The 16408-nt window shown below is 59.6% G+C and carries 21 protein-coding genes and 1 riboswitch; of the genes, 7 read left to right on the top strand and 14 right to left on the bottom strand.

What is annotated here, in order from left to right; translation table 11 throughout:
- Nucleotides 1-528: 528 nt before the first annotated feature.
- Nucleotides 529-1671 carry an alpha-D-ribose 1-methylphosphonate 5-triphosphate diphosphatase gene (locus ABJO75_RS22370; RefSeq protein WP_348126362.1) on the bottom strand — a complete coding sequence of 381 codons (1143 nt, stop codon included), beginning with the start codon at nucleotides 1669-1671 and terminating at the stop codon, nucleotides 529-531.
- Between the two features lie 49 nt (nucleotides 1672-1720).
- On the opposite strand from ABJO75_RS22370, the gene ABJO75_RS22375 reads away from it, so the two are divergent.
- Nucleotides 1721-2392: a DUF1045 domain-containing protein gene (locus ABJO75_RS22375; protein WP_348126085.1), complete on the top strand. Its 672-nt coding sequence runs from the start codon at nucleotides 1721-1723 to the stop codon at nucleotides 2390-2392.
- On the opposite strand, the gene phnN is transcribed toward ABJO75_RS22375, so the two are convergent.
- The 7 genes from phnN to phnG are packed head-to-tail and all read right to left on the bottom strand — an operon-like array spanning nucleotide 2374 to nucleotide 7318.
- Nucleotides 2374-2919: a phosphonate metabolism protein/1,5-bisphosphokinase (PRPP-forming) PhnN gene (phnN, locus tag ABJO75_RS22380; protein WP_348126087.1), complete on the bottom strand. Its 546-nt coding sequence runs from the start codon at nucleotides 2917-2919 to the stop codon at nucleotides 2374-2376. The two genes, ABJO75_RS22375 and phnN, sit on opposite strands and share 19 nt — an antisense overlap.
- Entirely contained in the window at nucleotides 2916-3599 is a 684-nt protein-coding gene (phnL, locus tag ABJO75_RS22385; RefSeq protein ID WP_348126089.1) for a phosphonate C-P lyase system protein PhnL, read from the bottom strand. The genes phnN and phnL overlap by 4 nt, the downstream gene beginning before the upstream one ends.
- A gap of 10 nt (nucleotides 3600-3609) precedes the next feature.
- Complete coding sequence (gene phnK, locus ABJO75_RS22390; protein WP_348126091.1) at nucleotides 3610-4380, bottom strand: phosphonate C-P lyase system protein PhnK; 771 nt, start codon at nucleotides 4378-4380, stop codon at nucleotides 3610-3612.
- Nucleotides 4377-5228, bottom strand: a complete 852-nt coding sequence (locus ABJO75_RS22395; RefSeq protein ID WP_348126093.1) for an alpha-D-ribose 1-methylphosphonate 5-phosphate C-P-lyase PhnJ — start codon at nucleotides 5226-5228, stop codon at nucleotides 4377-4379. The genes phnK and ABJO75_RS22395 overlap by 4 nt, the downstream gene beginning before the upstream one ends.
- Nucleotides 5225-6313: a carbon-phosphorus lyase complex subunit PhnI gene (locus ABJO75_RS22400; protein ID WP_348126095.1), complete on the bottom strand. Its 1089-nt coding sequence runs from the start codon at nucleotides 6311-6313 to the stop codon at nucleotides 5225-5227. The genes ABJO75_RS22395 and ABJO75_RS22400 overlap by 4 nt, the downstream gene beginning before the upstream one ends.
- A gap of 1 nt (nucleotide 6314) precedes the next feature.
- Entirely contained in the window at nucleotides 6315-6878 is a 564-nt protein-coding gene (gene phnH, locus ABJO75_RS22405) for a phosphonate C-P lyase system protein PhnH (RefSeq protein ID WP_348126097.1), read from the bottom strand.
- Complete coding sequence (phnG, locus tag ABJO75_RS22410) at nucleotides 6878-7318, bottom strand: phosphonate C-P lyase system protein PhnG (RefSeq protein ID WP_348126099.1); 441 nt, start codon at nucleotides 7316-7318, stop codon at nucleotides 6878-6880. Before phnG ends, phnH begins: the two co-directional genes overlap by 1 nt.
- Nucleotides 7319-7399: 81 nt before the next feature.
- Here phnG and phnF point away from each other — a divergent pair, with 81 nt between their 5' ends.
- Complete coding sequence (phnF, locus tag ABJO75_RS22415; RefSeq protein ID WP_348126101.1) at nucleotides 7400-8122, top strand: phosphonate metabolism transcriptional regulator PhnF; 723 nt, start codon at nucleotides 7400-7402, stop codon at nucleotides 8120-8122.
- A gap of 114 nt (nucleotides 8123-8236) precedes the next feature.
- Here phnF and phnE (ABJO75_RS22420) read toward each other — a convergent pair whose 3' ends face one another.
- The 4 genes from phnE (ABJO75_RS22420) to phnC are packed head-to-tail and all read right to left on the bottom strand — an operon-like array spanning nucleotide 8237 to nucleotide 12271.
- Nucleotides 8237-9562, bottom strand: a complete 1326-nt coding sequence (phnE, locus tag ABJO75_RS22420) for a phosphonate ABC transporter, permease protein PhnE (RefSeq protein WP_348126103.1) — start codon at nucleotides 9560-9562, stop codon at nucleotides 8237-8239.
- A complete protein-coding gene (gene phnE / locus ABJO75_RS22425) occupies nucleotides 9559-10437 on the bottom strand; it encodes a phosphonate ABC transporter, permease protein PhnE (protein ID WP_348126105.1) in 879 nt (292 codons plus the stop codon). Before phnE (ABJO75_RS22425) ends, phnE (ABJO75_RS22420) begins: the two co-directional genes overlap by 4 nt.
- 60 nt (nucleotides 10438-10497) lie before the next feature.
- Nucleotides 10498-11403: a phosphonate ABC transporter substrate-binding protein gene (gene phnD / locus ABJO75_RS22430; protein WP_348126107.1), complete on the bottom strand. Its 906-nt coding sequence runs from the start codon at nucleotides 11401-11403 to the stop codon at nucleotides 10498-10500.
- A gap of 52 nt (nucleotides 11404-11455) precedes the next feature.
- Nucleotides 11456-12271 (bottom strand): phosphonate ABC transporter ATP-binding protein, encoded by an 816-nt coding sequence (phnC, locus tag ABJO75_RS22435; protein WP_348126109.1) that lies wholly within the window; start codon nucleotides 12269-12271, stop codon nucleotides 11456-11458.
- Nucleotides 12272-12518: 247 nt separating this feature from the next.
- Between phnC and ABJO75_RS22440 the strand changes: the two genes are divergently transcribed.
- The 3 genes from ABJO75_RS22440 (at nucleotide 12519) to ABJO75_RS22450 (ending at nucleotide 13648) form a co-directional block, all read left to right on the top strand.
- Nucleotides 12519-12800, top strand: a complete 282-nt coding sequence (locus ABJO75_RS22440) for a hypothetical protein (RefSeq protein ID WP_348126111.1) — start codon at nucleotides 12519-12521, stop codon at nucleotides 12798-12800.
- A 136-nt stretch (nucleotides 12801-12936) separates the two neighbouring features.
- The gene (gene mce / locus ABJO75_RS22445; protein ID WP_348126113.1) at nucleotides 12937-13341 is read left to right on the top strand and encodes a methylmalonyl-CoA epimerase; all 405 of its coding nucleotides are present in this window, start codon (nucleotides 12937-12939) and stop codon (nucleotides 13339-13341) included.
- Between the two features lie 31 nt (nucleotides 13342-13372).
- Nucleotides 13373-13648, top strand: a complete 276-nt coding sequence (locus tag ABJO75_RS22450; protein ID WP_348126115.1) for a DUF1467 family protein — start codon at nucleotides 13373-13375, stop codon at nucleotides 13646-13648.
- Nucleotides 13649-13662: 14 nt separating this feature from the next.
- Here the strand turns inward: ABJO75_RS22450 and ABJO75_RS22455 are convergent, their stop codons facing one another.
- Nucleotides 13663-13851, bottom strand: coding sequence for a hypothetical protein (locus ABJO75_RS22455; protein WP_348126116.1), 189 nt, complete (start codon nucleotides 13849-13851; stop codon nucleotides 13663-13665).
- Between the two features lie 121 nt (nucleotides 13852-13972).
- Nucleotides 13973-14482, bottom strand: coding sequence for a hypothetical protein (locus tag ABJO75_RS22460; RefSeq protein ID WP_348126118.1), 510 nt, complete (start codon nucleotides 14480-14482; stop codon nucleotides 13973-13975).
- A gap of 164 nt (nucleotides 14483-14646) precedes the next feature.
- A riboswitch (glycine riboswitch) is annotated at nucleotides 14647-14737 on the top strand.
- A 149-nt stretch (nucleotides 14738-14886) separates the two neighbouring features.
- On the opposite strand from ABJO75_RS22460, the gene gcvT reads away from it, so the two are divergent.
- Both gcvT and gcvH read left to right on the top strand, forming a co-directional pair.
- Nucleotides 14887-16011, top strand: coding sequence for a glycine cleavage system aminomethyltransferase GcvT (gene gcvT, locus ABJO75_RS22465; protein ID WP_348126120.1), 1125 nt, complete (start codon nucleotides 14887-14889; stop codon nucleotides 16009-16011).
- A 20-nt stretch (nucleotides 16012-16031) separates the two neighbouring features.
- Nucleotides 16032-16391 (top strand): glycine cleavage system protein GcvH, encoded by a 360-nt coding sequence (gcvH, locus tag ABJO75_RS22470; protein WP_348126122.1) that lies wholly within the window; start codon nucleotides 16032-16034, stop codon nucleotides 16389-16391.
- The last annotated feature ends 17 nt before the right edge of the window (nucleotides 16392-16408 follow it).

Raw genomic sequence — 16408 nt, forward strand, 5'->3', positions numbered from 1 at the left:
TCAAGCTGCTGGATCCCGACGGGAATGCTGACGACCGGTATTTGGGCGGTTCAAGCGGGAACTCTGGAACGCCGACTGCACGCGTCTGGCGCCGCTGATGGAGCGGGGGGGGCAAGCGTGAAGTTGCAACAAACCTGCGGCTGGGCCTAGCGCGGACCGAAGGTCGCGCGTTTGAGCCCCGGGTTGAGGATGGATGCCCCTCCGGTCTTGGCCGGATTTTCCAACCACTTCACTGCCTCGGTCACGGAGCGAGAATGGCATTTCCTACTTGATGCGCCATGGCACGGGAAAGTGTGCATCTGGCCGTGTCCGCCACATTCGAAGACGTGGTCGGCAACAACTTCAAGGACCTGCTGGATCACACCGTCGATACTGAGACCATTGACGTCTCTGAAATCACCGTTCCAATCACTTTGAAAGCCGCTGTAAGCCAGACAACAAACCTTGCAACAATCTGCAATACTTGCTCCACCCGTCTGGCAAATTCACCGGAAGGCTCGCAGGTCCGGCATAAGCGCTTTGAGTTTCTCAACTTACACGCTGGCCACAGCACCAGACTCCACGCACCAGCGGTGTATTTCCGGCCAGTCCGATGCGCAGGATGTCGCCTCGCAGGCCGGGTTCCAGCCGTCCTCGATCAGTCAGGCCCGCAGCCTTGGCGGGGTTCTGAGTTACGCAGGCCACCGCCCTCGGCAAGCTCTGCCAGATGTCTGCCAGTCGGAAGGCCGACAGCAGCAGCGCTGATGGCACATAGTCGGATGAGACGATGTCCAGCAGGTCCGCCTCGGCCAACTCTGCTGCGGCGACATTGCCGGAATGCGAGCCGTTCCGAATGATGTTCGGAGCACCCATCATCACTGCCACGCCGTGTGCGCGACAGGCTGCGGCGGCCTCGCGCGTTGTCGGAAACTCGGCAAAGCCGACGCCGTGGCTGCCCGAGACCGCGACCTGTTCGGCAGTCGTGTCGTCATGGCTGGCCAGCACCGCACCCAAGCGACGCGCCTCGGCCACCGCGCCGGTTTGGTGTTTTTCACCATAGGCCTTCTGCATTGTCTTCAGATGCGCGACATGCTCGGCAAAGGCGGCATCACTAAAGCCACGCTTTTTTGACAAGTATGTTTGTAGCGCAGTGAGGTCGCGAAACTGTCGCTGCCCCGGCGTGTGATCCATCAGGCTGAGGATGCCGACACGATCCTCGGCGGTGAATTCGGCGAGTTCTTCCAATAGAGTTTCCGAACAGATTTCGGCCCGCAAGTGCAGGAAATGGCTGATCTTGAGATGGCCTGCAGCACGGGCGTTGAGCAGATCGTTGGCGAGGTTTCGGGCATATGGCGCATAGCGCATCTTGCCACTGTGAATCGACCCGACACGCAGTGCGTCAAACACCGTCGTGATCCCGGTCGATGCCAATTCGCCGTCATGGGCGAGGATCGCGGAGAGGTGCGGCCAATCGACTTCTGGTCGCGGTTCGATATGGCGCTCCAGATTGTCGGTGTGCAGTTCGACCAGCCCCGGTATGATGAAATCGCCACGACAGTTGACCGCGCCGTCTGGCACTGCGTCGCCTTCGGCAATGTCTGCGATGTTCCCGTTTTTGACTGTGATGCTGCCTGTCACGACTTTGTCAGTCAAAACGATACGGGCATTGGCAAGGCAAAGATCCTCTGACATGGAACCGTCACCAGCATCTGCCAAGAAAGTCGGGTCGATAGGAGAGTTCATGTCATATACTCGTTTTGCGATTTATTTCGTTCCGCCCGATGGGGCGTTGGCCGATTTCGGGGCGCGCTGGCTGGGGTGGGATCCGGCGGCGGGACGCGAAGTAGACCAGCCAGACTTGTCCGGACTTGATGACGTTTCCGCGACACCTCGAAAGTACGGGTTTCACGGTACGTTGAAAGCGCCCTTTCGTTTGGCGCAAGGTGCTGACCCGGCCAGGCTTGCAGAAGCGGTCGAGACGATGGCGGCAACTTGTGCGCCAGCTACATGCGACGGGCTGCAAATGTCGCGGATCGGTCGGTTCCTTGCGTTGACGATCAAGGGCGACGCAGCGGGCGTTTCGCGTGTTGCCGCCGCCTGCGTGCAGAACCTCGACGGTCTGCGCGCACCTCTTTCTTCGGAAGAGCTTGCGCGGCGTCGCAGGTCGAGATTGTCTGGGCGTCAGGACGAATTGCTGACCCGATGGGGCTATCCCTATGTGATGGAAGAGTTCCGCTTTCACATGACCCTGACCGGCCGGATTGCACCGGATCAGGTCGATCATTGGCAGAAAGTTCTTGCCGACCGCATGCCAGATTTGCCCGCGCCCTTTGTGATGGATGCCATTGCGCTGGTGGGCGAGCGGGCGGATGGACGGTTTAAGATGATCCAACGTTATGCCCTCACTGGCTGAAGCGCCGCAAGCGCCGCTTGCACTGTTTCATCCAGCGGGCCGTCATTGTGGATATGGGTTATGTCAATGTCATCCGGCAGCGGCTTTGCGGCCTGCGCAAGACGGCGCTTGATCTCGTTTTCGTTTTCGCGGCCACGATCGACCAATCGTTTGACCAGCTCCGATGGGCTGGCGGTAATGTTGAGTACGCGTAATTCGGGGAATATCTCGGCAGCCTGCGTCAACGCAGAACGTGAGAAATTGACGATGCAAGTCGCGCCGTTGCGGACGTCGGACAGTACATCAGCAGGAATGCCGTAACACAGCCCGTGTGCTTGCCAGCTCACGCAAAATGCGCCGTCCTCCTGCAGGTCAAAAAACTGCTGGGCGGTGACTGCTTCGTAATCTTCGCCCCCCATATCCGGCGCGCGGGTTATGATCCGGCGCACAAGCTGGATGGTTGGGTTTGCGTTGATGATCCCGGACATGACGCTGTCTTTGCCAACGCCAGATGGACCGACAATTGCGATGAGACGTCCATTGCTCATGCGGCTTGCTCCAGTGTGAACTGGCCAACATCGACGTCGCGGTCACAGACGCGCTCGCGGGCAGTGGCGTCGTGAAATATGCCGACAATGGCTGTTCCGCGCGCCTTGGCGTCTTCGATCAGGCCTAGCACGACGTCGCGATTGACCGCGTCGAGGCTGGCCGTCGGCTCATCCAGCAATATCGCGGGGTAGCGGTGGGCAAAGCCGCGTGCAATGTTGACCCGCTGCTGCTCTCCCCCCGAGAAAGTTGTTGGCGACAGTGACCACAGGCGTTGCGGGATGTTGAGCCAGGTCAGCAGAACACGGGCGCGCGTCTGCGCTTCTTCTGCAGGAATACCAACTGCACGCAAGGGTTCGGAGACCACATCCAATGTCGGGACACGCGGCACCACCCGCAGGAACTGGCTGACATAGCCCAGCATCTCGCGCCGGATGCGGATGATCTCGCGCGGCTCGGCCTGAACCAGATCGGTACCGCCCACACAGATCGACCCACCCTGCGCCATGTAGTTGCCATAGATCATCCGCATCAGCGTCGATTTACCTGCGCCAGACGCGCCGGTCAGTGCCACGCATTCGCCGGGCTGCACCACAAGGTCGACCCCTGCGAGCACCTTGATAACTGCGCTGCCCTGATTGTGCAGGGTAAAGGTCTTGGAGACATTGTTGAGTTCGATCATTCTGGCGTCCTCATACCTGCAAAACCGAGCTGACGAGCAACTGCGTATAGGCGTGTTGCGGATCGTCCAGCACCCGGTCGGTCAGGCCGTGTTCCACCACATGACCCGATTTCATCACCATCAGCCGGTCCGCCAGCAAGCGCACAACGGCGAGATCGTGGGTCACGATGATTGCGGACAGCCCCATGTCGCGCACCAGTCCGCGCAGTAGATCAAGCAACCGCGCCTGGACGCTGACATCCAGCCCACCCGTCGGTTCGTCCATGAACACCAGTCGCGGGCCGGTCACCAGATTGCGCGCGATTTGAAGCCGTTGCTGCATGCCCCCCGAAAACGTCGTAGGGCGGTCGTCGATGCGGCCGGTTTCGATCTCTACGCGGTCCAGCCAGTCAATCGCCTTACCGCGAATATCGCCATAGTTGCGCGCACCAACTGCCATCAATCGCTCGCCGACGTTGCCGCCTGCAGAAACCCCCATGCGCAGCCCGTCGCGGGCGCGTTGGTGGACAAAGGCCCAGTCGGTACGCCCCAACATCCGGCGCTCTGGCTCTGACATGGTGACCGTATCGCGCGGGCCGTGGCCACGTGTGTCGTAAACGACGGACCCCGCATCGGGTTGCAGATGACCGGCCATGCAGTTCAGAAGGGTGGATTTTCCGGACCCGCTCTCGCCGACAATGCCCATCACCTCGCCGGGATAGAGATCAAAGGACACATCAGAACAGCCGATATGGAGGCCGTAGGTCTTGGTGATGCCTTGCACCGAAAGAAGCGGGGTCATGCGGCGTCCTTTCCACGATGGCCCTGCGCCTGCCGGACCTCGCAATAATCCGTGTCTGAGCAGACGAACATTCGGCCTCCCGCATCGTCGATGATTACCTCGTCAAGATAGCTGTCCACAGACCCGCACAGCCCGCACGGATGGTCGGCCTTGGAAGGGTCAAAGGGGTGATCTTCGAAATCGAGGCTGACCACCTTGGTGTAAGGCGGCAGCGCATATATGCGTTGTTCGCGACCCGCTCCGAAGAGTTGGATTGCGGGGCAATCCGAGAGTTTCGGGTTGTCGAATTTGGGGATCGGCGACGGGTCCATCACATAGCGCGCCTCGACCTTGACCGGATAGGCATAGGCGGTTGCGATATGGCCGTGGCGGCTGATATCTTCGTAAAGCTTGACGTGCATCAGTCCGTATTCCTCAAGGCTATGCATCTTGCGCGTCTCGCTTTCGCGGGGTTCGAGAAACCGGAGTGGTTCAGGAATCGGGACCTGATAGACCAGAACCTGCCCCTCGATCAGTTGCTCTTCGGGAATGCGGTGGCGGGTCTGAATCACTGTCGCGTCGGTGGTCACGGTGGTGGTGGCCACGCCTGCCGTGCGTTCAAAGAAGCTGCGGATGGACACGGCATTGGTCGTGTCATCGGCTCCTTGATCGATCACCTTGAACCGGTCTTCGGGTGTCAGCACGGCTGCCGAGACCTGCACGCCGCCGGTGCCCCAACCATAGGGCATCGGCATTTCACGGCTGGCGAACGGAACCTGATAGCCGGGGATCGCAAGCCCTTTCAGGATCGCGCGGCGGATCATGCGTTTGGTCTGCTCATCGAGGTAGGCAAAGTTGTACTCGGTCATTCGGCAGCCTCCTGCGCGCTGGTGGCGTCAGCCTCGCGGCGCAATTTGCGCACCAGTTCCAGTTCGGACTGGAAATCGACATAATGGGGCAGTTTGATATGCTCCAGAAAGCCGGACGCCTGAATGTTGTCGGCGTGATAGAGGACAAATTCAGTATCCTGCGCGGGTGCGCCGACATCGTCTTCGCCCAGTTCTTCCCAACGTAGCGCGCGGTCAACTAGGGCCATCGAGATCGCCTTGCGTTCGGATTGACCAAAGACCAGGCCATAGCCACGGGTGAACTGGGGCGGTTCAGTCTTGGAGCCTTTGAACTGATTGACCGTCTCGCATTCTGTCAGGGTGATTTCACCGATATCCACGGCAAAGCCCAATTCCGGGATTTCCATTTCGATGGGGACGGTGCCGATGCGCAATTCGCCGACAAAGGCGTGGTTGCGCGCATATCCACGCTGGGTGGAATAGGCCATCGCCAGCGTAAAGCCTTCGTCCGCACGGCTGAGCGCCTGAAGCCGTAGCGGCCGGTCGGCGGGCATTTCCAGCGGCTCGCGGGTCAGGTCGCGTGGTGGCGTATTGTCTTGCGGGGCCTCTTCGATCAGGCCTTCACGGTTCAGAAACTCGGTGACATGAGGGACCGGCACGGGCTCGGCCTCGCGCTGTTGTGCGACCGGAGCTTCGCCCTCTGCCTCCAGTTTGAAATCCAGCAACCGGTGCGTATAATCAAATGTCGGCCCGAGGATTTGCCCGCCCGGAACATCCTTGAACGTTGCGCTGATGCGCCGGTCACAGGCCATCGCGCCGGTATCCAGCGGTTCAGATATTCCGAACCGGGGCAGGGTGGTGCGATAGGCGCGGATCAGAAAGATCGCTTCAATCAGATCACCACGCGACTGTTTGATCGCGAGCGCCGCGAGGTCCGGATCATGCAACGAGCCTTCGGCCATGACTCGGTTGACGGCCAGTGTCAGTTGTTCGCGGATCTGATCGACGGAAAGCTCGGCTACAGACGGATCGCCGCGTCGTTCTTCGGCAAGCCAGGCGTGCGCGTTTTCGATGGCGCGCTCACCTCCTTTGACGGCGACATACATGCTACAACACCTCCGTTGAACGCGGCATGGCCGCGACGCGGTCTGCGCAGGTCAGGATAAAGTCGAGCCCCAAAGGAAAGAACGCGTGATTATCGCGAAATGCCTGTGCGTCAGGCAGAGACAGCGTGGCTTGGTTGCGGATGCCCGGCCCCGAGATGCTGCTGCCCTCGTTGCACAGGGTGTCGACTTCGACGATCAATGTCGCCGAGCGGTCGGGATATTCAGGGGTCCCGATCGGAAAGGCGGAGAGCGGTGCAAGGTCTGCCCAATGCCCCAACGCGAAGCTGCAATGCGAAGGGCCAGAAAACGGTGCGCCGGTGTGAAACGCGATCCATGCGCGCAGGGCATCGGTGTCGAACCGGCCCGCAAGCCAGATCGGCGTATCCGCGCCGCACAATGTCAGCACTGTCGTTGCCGCAGCGACTGACAAGGGGGCAGGGGCCGTGCCGCCGACAAGTGTGTGGATGGTTCCCGGACGGGCCATGGCCTCCATCAAGTTGCGAAATGCATGTGAGGCATTGATCGCCGGTTCCGAAAATCCGCCTTCGAGGCTTTGTGTCTGCATCAATCTTCTCCCCGGACCATGGTAAAGAAATCGACCTTAGTGGCAGCGGCCTTGGCGGCGCGGGTCTGTCGCATATCGGTCGCTTCCCGTGTCAGCAGGTCCAGCACATTGGTTCGGAGATCATCTGCCGCCTCGGTCTGCATAAGCGCATCAATCAACGCGGCTGCCTCGGCATCGCCTTTGCGTCGCCCCTGCATATAGGCGTGACCGACCTCGCCGCTGGCCAACTGCAGGGCGCAGCGTGTCACCGTCACCTCACCGATATTGAACGGTGCACCGGTTCCGCCAGCTCGGCCTTGCACCATGACGCTGCCAATCTCCGGGGCGCGGAGCCAGGTGAATTCAGGCCGGGGTCCGACCTGATCAAACAGATCCGGAACGCGCCCCTTGGCCGCTTTGGCCATCAGACCCATCCAGATTTTGCGTTCGGTGTCTTTCATCTCGACAACTTTGCCCATTACTATACAACTAGACATATCATAGCAGATTCGACGATCTGTGACAGCGGAGTTTTGTGAAGATTGAGTGAACATGACCGTCCGCGCACGCCGGTTTGGCGGGCGATTGCCAATGCCTTGCGTGGCGATATCACCGAGGGTCGCTATCGGCCCGGAGACAAATTGCCGACCGAAGCCACTCTGGCGGCGCGGTTCGGGGTGAACCGCCACACGGTGCGGCACGCTTTGTCTGAACTTGTCGAGGCGGGCCTTGTGCGTACCCGGCGCGGCTCTGGCGCATTTGTGGCGGCGGTGCCGACCAACTATCCGATCGGGCAGCGGGTTCGGTTTCACGAGAACCTTCTGGCAGCCGGGCGCATTCCGCAAAAACGCGTGCTTCAGATTGAAACGCGTGCGGCAACAGTGGGCGAGGCGGATGCGCTCGAAATTGCTGCAGATAATGACGTTTGCGCATATCACGGTCTGTCGCTCGCCGATGGGATGCCAGTCGCGGTGTTTGAAAGTGTGTTTCCGCTGGAACGCCTGACGGGGATCGACACGGCACTGGACGAGACAAGCAGCGTGACCGAAGCGCTGCAGCGCGTTGGCATTCCTGACTATACACGCGCCTCCACTCGGCTGACTGCGGTGCTGGCTGACGCCACGCAAGCGTTGCACCTTGAGGTCAGAGAGGGGGATCCGTTGTTGCGTACAACCAGCGTGAATATTGACGGTGAAGGTGTTCCGTTAGAATACGGCCGGACGTGGTTTTCCGGTGACCGGGTGACGCTGGCCATCGAGGCATAGGGATGCCCGCTCACCCGCTGTAGTGATTCAGAAATTCTTGGACGGGCAACCTGCTGAGGTCCCGCAGGGCTTGGTACCGGGCGTCGTGTGACCAATCCCACCACGCAAGTACGATCAATCTTTGCGTCCGATCAATCGGCCGCGCAGCCAGCCTGAAAACCAGTCCATCACCATGACCATAAGGATGACGAGAACGATGTAATAGGCGACTTCTTCCCAGTCCTTCTGGGTCTGGATGGCCTGCGTCAGCAACAGGCCAATGCCGCCGCCGGTGATCGCGCCGATGATCGTGGCCGAGCGGGTATTGGATTCGAGAAAGTACAGGATCTGCGCCAGCAGCACTGGCACGACCTGCGGGATCACACCAAAGCGATAGCGCTGGAGCGGTTTCGCGCCGGTCGAGCTGACCCCCTCGATCTGTTTTTCGTCGACATTCTCAAGGGACTCGGAAAAGATTTTGCCGAAGGTGCCGCTGTCAGTAACGAGGATCGCCAGTGCACCGGTCAGCGGGCCGGGGCCGAACGCACGGGCCAGAACCACCGTCCAGATCAGCGCATCAACACCCCGCAGAAAATCGAATATGCGTCGGGTAAAGCCGCGAACCAACGCGAGGGGCGCAAAGTTTCGCGCCGCCAGAAACGCCAGCGGAAGCGCGATGATGGCGGCCCCGAACGTGCCGAGAAACGCCATCAGAATGGTTTCGCCCATAGCCCAGGCCACGTCCTTGTGCCGCCACATGCCGTTGTTCCAGATATCGGATACGGCACCGGACAGGTTACCGCGTGTCGGATCAATGCGGTCACCCACCGCGATTTCGGTGAAGCTACGTCCATGATACGGGCTGTCGAGGGTGAACCAGAACATCTCCCATCCGGCGAAATAGCGGAGCACTTCGGTGCGGGTTCTGGTCATCGACATGCGACCGGCCTCGGTGGTGATGGTGATGCGTTTGTCAGAGAGGTTGATCCAGTCGGGGATCGGCTCTGTCAGGTTGGTTCGAATGCTGCCATCAACCAACTGCGTTTCGATCCGGCCAAAACCGGGCACATCGTAAACCGCTGCATTATCGGGGAGGAACTGGACCACATGCCCCTCGCCGAGATCGATGATCAACGCGTCGTCACTTTCGTCATTGATCCAGGCCGGGCGTGTGCCTTCCTCATAGGTTCCTTTGCGTTCTCCTTCGATCGCATAGGTGGTGCCTCCGCGCCGGTTGTCGCGGGTGACGTGGACCTTGTAGGACCATGTGTCCGACGCCAGGATGGCAGCATTGTTCAGACTTGCCCGCCGCGTCAGCCCGGCGACGTCAAACGAAATGGCGATATAGACGAGATAGGCCAGCGCCAGTGCGGGTACCGCAAGAGCGATCAGTCGCTTGCGGCGAAACAGGTCATCTGCCGCGAGCTTTGCGGAGTTAAGGGTGACGGATGCGTCGGTCATGCCTGATGCCCTTTGGTCAGTTTGTTGCGGTAGCGGCTGGAGAGCTGGTCAAAGAAAACGATCGCGCCAAACAGCAAAAGGAATATGGCGGCGGCCTCGTCAAAGCGACCGGGCCCCCAGGACATGGCATGGCGCAGTTCCGAACCGATGCCGCCCGCGCCGACAAAGCCCAGAATGGCCGAGGCGCGAATGTTGATTTCAAATCGTAGGAGGGTGTAGCTCAGGAAGTTCGGCGCAACCTGAGGCAAGACGCCCAGCCACATGCGTTGTGTCCATGTCGCCCCGGTGGAACTCAGACCTTCGACGGATTTCAGATCGGCGTTCTCGGCGACTTCGGAAAACATCTTGCCCAATGCGCCCGCTGTATGCAGCGCAATCGCGATCATGGCGGGCACCGGCCCTCCACCGAGGATGAAGATGAGAACCAGCGCGACCACGATTTCAGGGACAGCGCGCAGAACGTCCATGAAACGTCGGAACACAGAGATCAGACGCGGCCATTTGGCAAGCCCGCGGGTCGACAGCAACGACAGGACCAGCCCCAGCAGCGCCCCCAGCAGGGTCGAGGCCGCCGCGATATTGATCGTCTCGATCAGGGCGGGAAAGTATTTGGCCAGCAGACCCGGCAGATCGGCCCGTTTTTCCCATGCCTCGGAAACGACATCGGTGGGAAAATCCAGAATCTGCGGCCAGCCATCCCAGAACCCACCGGCATTCCGGTCGTCCGCGATCATGAAACCGGACGCCATGAGCAATACAAACAGCGCCAGCGTCAGCCCACCATACATGCGGCGACGGCGCACTTGGGCCATATAGCTGTCCTGAATGCGGTCGATCAGGAGCGGGGTCGATCCTGTTAGTGCGGCGTCTGTCATGTGGCACTCCAAGTCAAACGGGGCAGCGGTGTGCGCTGCCCCGATCCGGTGTTGTTTGGCTTAGTTACCCTGAACGGCCTGACGCACGGCAATGATGTTCTTGTAGGCATCATGTGTGATCGGGAAGAAGCCCGAGGTTTCGCCCGCGGCCATGTTATAGGCACATTCTTCGTCTTGGGCATGCAGACCTTCGAGGAATGCAGTCACGTTGGCCTTGACCTGTTCGGGCAGATCGCGACGCAGAACGATCGGACCTTCGGGGATGATTTCCGATTTCCAGATTTCGACCAGATCGTTCATGTCCACAAGGCCCGAGTCTGATGCCTTGCGCAGCGCGCCGGAGTTGTATCCGTCGAGCCAGTCTCCCTGACCGTCGGCCCAGGTCACACCCGCATCGACATCACCATTGGCCACAGCAACGATGGTCTGTTCGTGACCGCCGACAAAGCGGACTTCCTCGAAATAGTCGCCAGATTCCATAGTGGCATTGATCGCCTTGGGAATTTCAACGGATGGGATTAGAAAGCCTGAGGTTGAGTTTGGATCGCCAAAGGCAAACACCTTGCCCTTCATGTCATCCAGCGAGGTGACACCGCTGTCAGCGCGGGTAAACCCGACCGAATGATAGCCATAGGAACCATCAAGGTTGGTTTTGACCAGAACGACATCGACCGCTTCGGGGTCGGTCAGATATGTTTTGGCATAGGCCGATGCCCCCAGCCATGCCATGTCGATGCTGCCACCCAGCAGCCCCTGGATCACGCCGTCATAGTCGGCGGGGGTGAAGATCTTGGTTTCGACGCCGAGCAGGTCTTCGACATAGGCGCGGACGCATTCGTTCGAGGCCATGCGGTCCTGAGCGTTTTCACCACCTAGTACGCCAATGCGGAATTCGCTGATGTCCTGAGCCTGTGCGGCGCCGACAAGCGCGGTGGTGGCCAGAGCGAAGGCAAGTGTCTTTTTCATCTGTTTCTCCGTGGATGAATGGGCCCGCAGAGGTGCGGGATGGGCGACTGGGTCAGACGTACGCTTCGGCTTCGCGCACGGAAGGTCTGTCCAGTGTTTCGATTTCGGTCGAGGTTGCGGTTTCGGAAAAATCCGCGCCGGCGCCATAGATGTCGCGGGCAACGCCGGTGGTCAGCTGTTCAGGCGTGCCGTCAAACACCATGCGGCCATCGCGCATCCCGATGACCCGGTCGCAATAACGTCGCGCGGTATCAAGCGTATGCAGGTTGGCAATGACCATACGCCCGTCTTCTTCGTGGATGCGGCGCAGGGCCTCCAGCACGATTTGGGCATTCATCGGGTCCAGCGAGGCGATGGGTTCATCCGCCAGAATGATCTGCGGGTCCTGCATCAGTGCACGGGCGATGGCGACCCGTTGTTGCTGACCGCCCGACAGCGCCTCGGCGCGTTTCGCGGCCTGTTCGGCAATTCCAAGGCGGTCAAGGATTTCGATCGCCTTATGGATGTCGCTCTGGGGATAGAGGTTGAACATCGTTGCAAGGGTGGATCGGCGGTTCAACGTGCCGTGCAACACGTTTGAAACCACATCCATGCGCGGCACGAGGTTGAACTGCTGAAAGATCATCGCACAGCGCGATTGCCATTCCCGACGCTGTGCTCCCCTGAGCAATGTGATCTCTTGCCCATCAAAACGGATCGATCCGCTTGTGACGTCGCTCAGGCAGTTGAGCATGCGCAGCAATGTCGATTTACCTGCGCCGGATCGGCCGATAACGCCGATCATCATCGGGCGTTCGACGACAAAACCGATGTTGTCTACGGCCTTTTTGTCGCCAAACGATTTTGTCAGTGCTTCAAGTGCAAGCATCAGTTCCCCCAAGGTGTTGGGGGGCGATTACGGTTGGCATGCAACCGTTGTGCGACGGAATTGACACGGAATTGTAAAGTCCCGCAGGTTAGCGGATGACGTCTGGGAAGCCGATGGCGTGATGCCTGGCGGAACCGGTCAGCGTCGGTGTCGATCTTATGAAAATTCGACCAATTCGTTATGCTGCTGTTACATAACGCGTTTCGCGTGCTAGAATCGCGCCATGATGTTCAGATCGATATGTGTCGTGACCTGCTTGCTCGTTTGCCCACAGATTGTGGCAGCAGAGCTGTCGGATTTTGCCTGTGACGACCGCGCGCGTCTGCAATATCAATTGTCCGACGTTCTGGGCGCCAAAAAGCAGGGGCAGGGGCTGCGCGGCCCCGATGCTGTTATCGAAGTATGGACAGAGCCACATTCAGGCGACTGGACGATGATTCAGAACTATGCGAACGGAACATCCTGCATCGTAGCGATGGGCGAACATTGGGAAATGATTGCGCCACGGCCTTCTGCCAGCAAGGGCTGAGGCCGAGCAGATCGCGGGTGCCTGACGTCATTTACGACATTGAATGCCGCCCGGCGCAGACGGGCGAAATGGTCCCATTGCTCTTGGGGATCGTCCATCGCATAAGGCCTGCAACACAGCAGATGAGGAAAGACCCATGATCGGACGCCTGAACCATGTCGCCATTGCCGTACCGGATCTGGAGGCCGCGTCAGCGCAATATGCCAACGCCCTTGGTGCGACGGTCGGTGCGCCACAGGACGAACCCGATCACGGCGTGACTGTGGTGTTCATCGAACTGCCAAACACCAAGATCGAACTGCTGTATCCCTTGGGCGAAAACAGCCCGATCCAGGGGTTTCTCGACAAGAATCCATCAGGCGGCATTCACCATGTCTGCTATGAGGTCGATGACATTCTGGTCGCGCGCGATCATCTGAAATCAACAGGCGCACGGGTGCTGGGCGATGGGACCCCCAAGATCGGCGCACATGGCAAGCCAGTGCTGTTCCTGCATCCCAAGGACTTCAACGGGTGCTTGGTCGAGCTGGAACAGGTCTGAATCACGGTTTACTGAAAGCACGGAGCGCCGCATGTCCATCGTATCTGCAATCGTATTGTTCGCGATCATCTGGTTCATGACATTCTTTGTCGCCTTGCCGATCCGTGTGCGGACGCAAGGCGATGAAGGCAAGATTGAACCCGGAACCCATTCCGGGGCACCTGAGGTTCACAATCTGAAGAAAAAGGCGTTGATTTCAACAGCTGTTGCGCTGGTGATCTGGGCTGTCGTGGTAACGATTATCCTGTCCGGTATGATCAGCGTGCGCGATCTGGACTGGTTCAACAGGATGGGGCCGGAGGGGTAAGGTTGTTCGCGGTTTCAGCGTTCGATTGGCAGAACGTTGTGCAAACGGTGATAGGGCGCCGATTTGACGCTCTCGCTGACATCCGGCACAGTCTCGGCCTGACGTGCACGAAAACTCATGTACGAGGCCGCGCCCAAGCCAATCAGGCCCGCGCATACGCTGGTTCCGAGTATCAGACTATCCAAACCAAGGGTCTCGAACATCACAGTTCTCCTTCTCTGATATCAATATAGTCGATTCTGGCGAAAATTCCACCTTCGATCCACCAGAAAGCGCCTACAGTTCATTTCGAATCAACACCAGTTTCCGGATGCAGGCGGTATTCTAACGCGATTTCAGTGCCTCTAGCGTACTCCGCAACAGATGTTCGGTTTCCTCACGTTCCCGAAACAGCTTGGCTTGCCCGCGCCGCAGCCGCAATCTGCCGAGTGCAACCGCGATACCCCCGATGGTGGGCACGGACAGCGCAGCAATGGCCGCATCACCGGCTAACGCGCCCGCGATTGTTGCACCAGCCGCCGCCAATAGCGCCCCGGCACTCAGCCGTTGTGTCCAGATCCCCACGACCTCGTCCAGATCTCGCAATCCGCTTTCCCGCTCGCGCAGCCGGGCGATGCGGCGGCCAAGCAGATCAGAGATCACCAGCGCCAGTTCATCATGATTGACCTGATGCAGCGCCGAAACCAGCGCGATCCGTTCGGCCGGGGCGAGGCTGACAGAATCAACCAGATCGTCGACCTCGCCATGATCTACAGGCTCTTCCATCGAAAGGGCGCGCGCAAATGCGATCAGTGCAGTGGCCGGGCGGCGTTTCTTTGGGGGCGGCTGAGACATGTGGCCATCCTTGCCATCAAACGCGGCCACGGCAACCGGATTATGCGCAGCGCGCCCAACTTGTTACGCATTGGCTGGACGCACATTCACGCGTCTTTTGCGCAATGTGGGCGAACGCAGGACCGCAGGGGCTTGTCGGCAATTCACACTGACGCTACCGTATACCAATGCATGCGGGAGAACCGGTCGAATCGTCCGGTGCCGAAGGAGCAACCGCCCCGGAAACTCTCAGGCTCAAGGGACCGTTTGCATTAGAAGCTCTGGAGAGAGGCGCATTGCGTCCGCCGAAGGGATAGCGATCTCAGGCGAAAGGACAGAGGGGGCATCGTACCGCGCGATTCCGCGTGGTTTTGGGGTGCCGGGATGATTTTACAAAATCGCATCGGCCTGTGACAGGAGCAGGTATGACCGATCTTAAACAAACACCGCTTCATCCGCTGCATGATGAGCTGGGTGCAAGGATGGTTGGCTTTGCGGGCTATAGTATGCCTGTTCAGTATCCCGAAGGGATCATGGCCGAGCATAGCCAGACGCGCAACAGCGCCGGATTATTTGATGTGAGCCATATGGGACAGGTGATCCTGTCCGGCGCGCCGTATGCCGACATCGCTGCCGCGTTTGAGACGCTTGTGCCGATGGATGTGGCCGGGTTGGGCGAAGGGCGACAGCGCTATGGCCTGTTCCTGAATGACAGAGGCGGCATTCTTGACGATCTGATGTTCGCAAACCGGGGTGATCATCTTTACGTGGTGGTCAACGCGGCATGCAAAGAGGCGGACATCGCCCGCATGAAATCCGCGTTGGAGCCGGGGATCACCGTGACAGAGGTGACCGATCGCGCGCTTTTGGCGTTGCAGGGTCCCGAGGCACAAACCGTGCTGGAAAGCCTGAATGCGCGTGTCATCGACATGGCCTTCATGGATGTTGCCACAGTGATGTTGGACGGGGTGGAATGCTGGGTGTCGCGGTCCGGATATACCGGCGAGGACGGATACGAGATCTCGGTTCCCAATCGCCATGCGGAAGCGCTGGCGAGGCTCCTATTGTCGCATGACGCAGTTGCACCAATCGGGTTGGGCGCACGGGATTCGCTGCGGCTGGAGGCCGGGCTGTGCCTTTATGGTCATGATATTGATGAAACCACATTGCCCGCCGAGGCGGGGCTGACCTGGGCCATACAAAAGGCACGTCGCACTGACGGCGCGCGCGCGGGCGGGTTCCCCGGTGCCGATGCCGTTCTCGCACAGATGGCCGCGGGGCCTGCGCGCAAACGCGTCGGGTTGCGGCCTGAAGGGCGTGCGCCAATGCGTGAAGGTGTGGCGCTCTTTGCGGCCTCCGAAGGCGGCGATCAGGTCGGCGTGATCACCTCGGGCGGCTTTGGCCCGACGGTTGGTGGGCCGGTTGCGATGGGCTATGTCCCAACCGAACTCGCGGCGCCCGAAACCACAGTATACGGCGAGCTGCGCGGCAAGCGCCTGCCGCTCAAAGTCACAAAGCTGCCGTTCGTGGCAGCCAATTTCAAGCGCTAGTCCAAGAGGGAAAACCGGACATGAAATTTACCGAAGAACATGAATGGCTGCTGGAAGAAGGTGAACTGATCGTGGTCGGGATCACCGAGCACGCGGCAGAACAACTGGGCGACGTGGTGTTCGTGGAGCTGCCCGAAGCAGGCACCGAAGTGACCAAGGACGAAGAGATCGTCGTCATCGAAAGCGTCAAAGCGGCCAGCGATATTCTCGCGCCGCTCGATGGCGAAATCGTCGAGGTCAACGATGCGCTGGCCGACAATCCCGGCCTAGTAAACGAAGATGCGCAAGGCGCCGCCTGGTTCTTCAAGATCAAGGCCTCCGACACCAGCCCGATGACCGATTATATGGATGAAGCCGCCTACAAGGACTTCATCGCATAAGATCTCGCGCCGGGGGC

Origin of the sequence: Sedimentitalea sp., from assembly GCF_039973035.1 — a bacterium.
GTDB lineage: Bacteria > Pseudomonadota > Alphaproteobacteria > Rhodobacterales > Rhodobacteraceae > Sedimentitalea.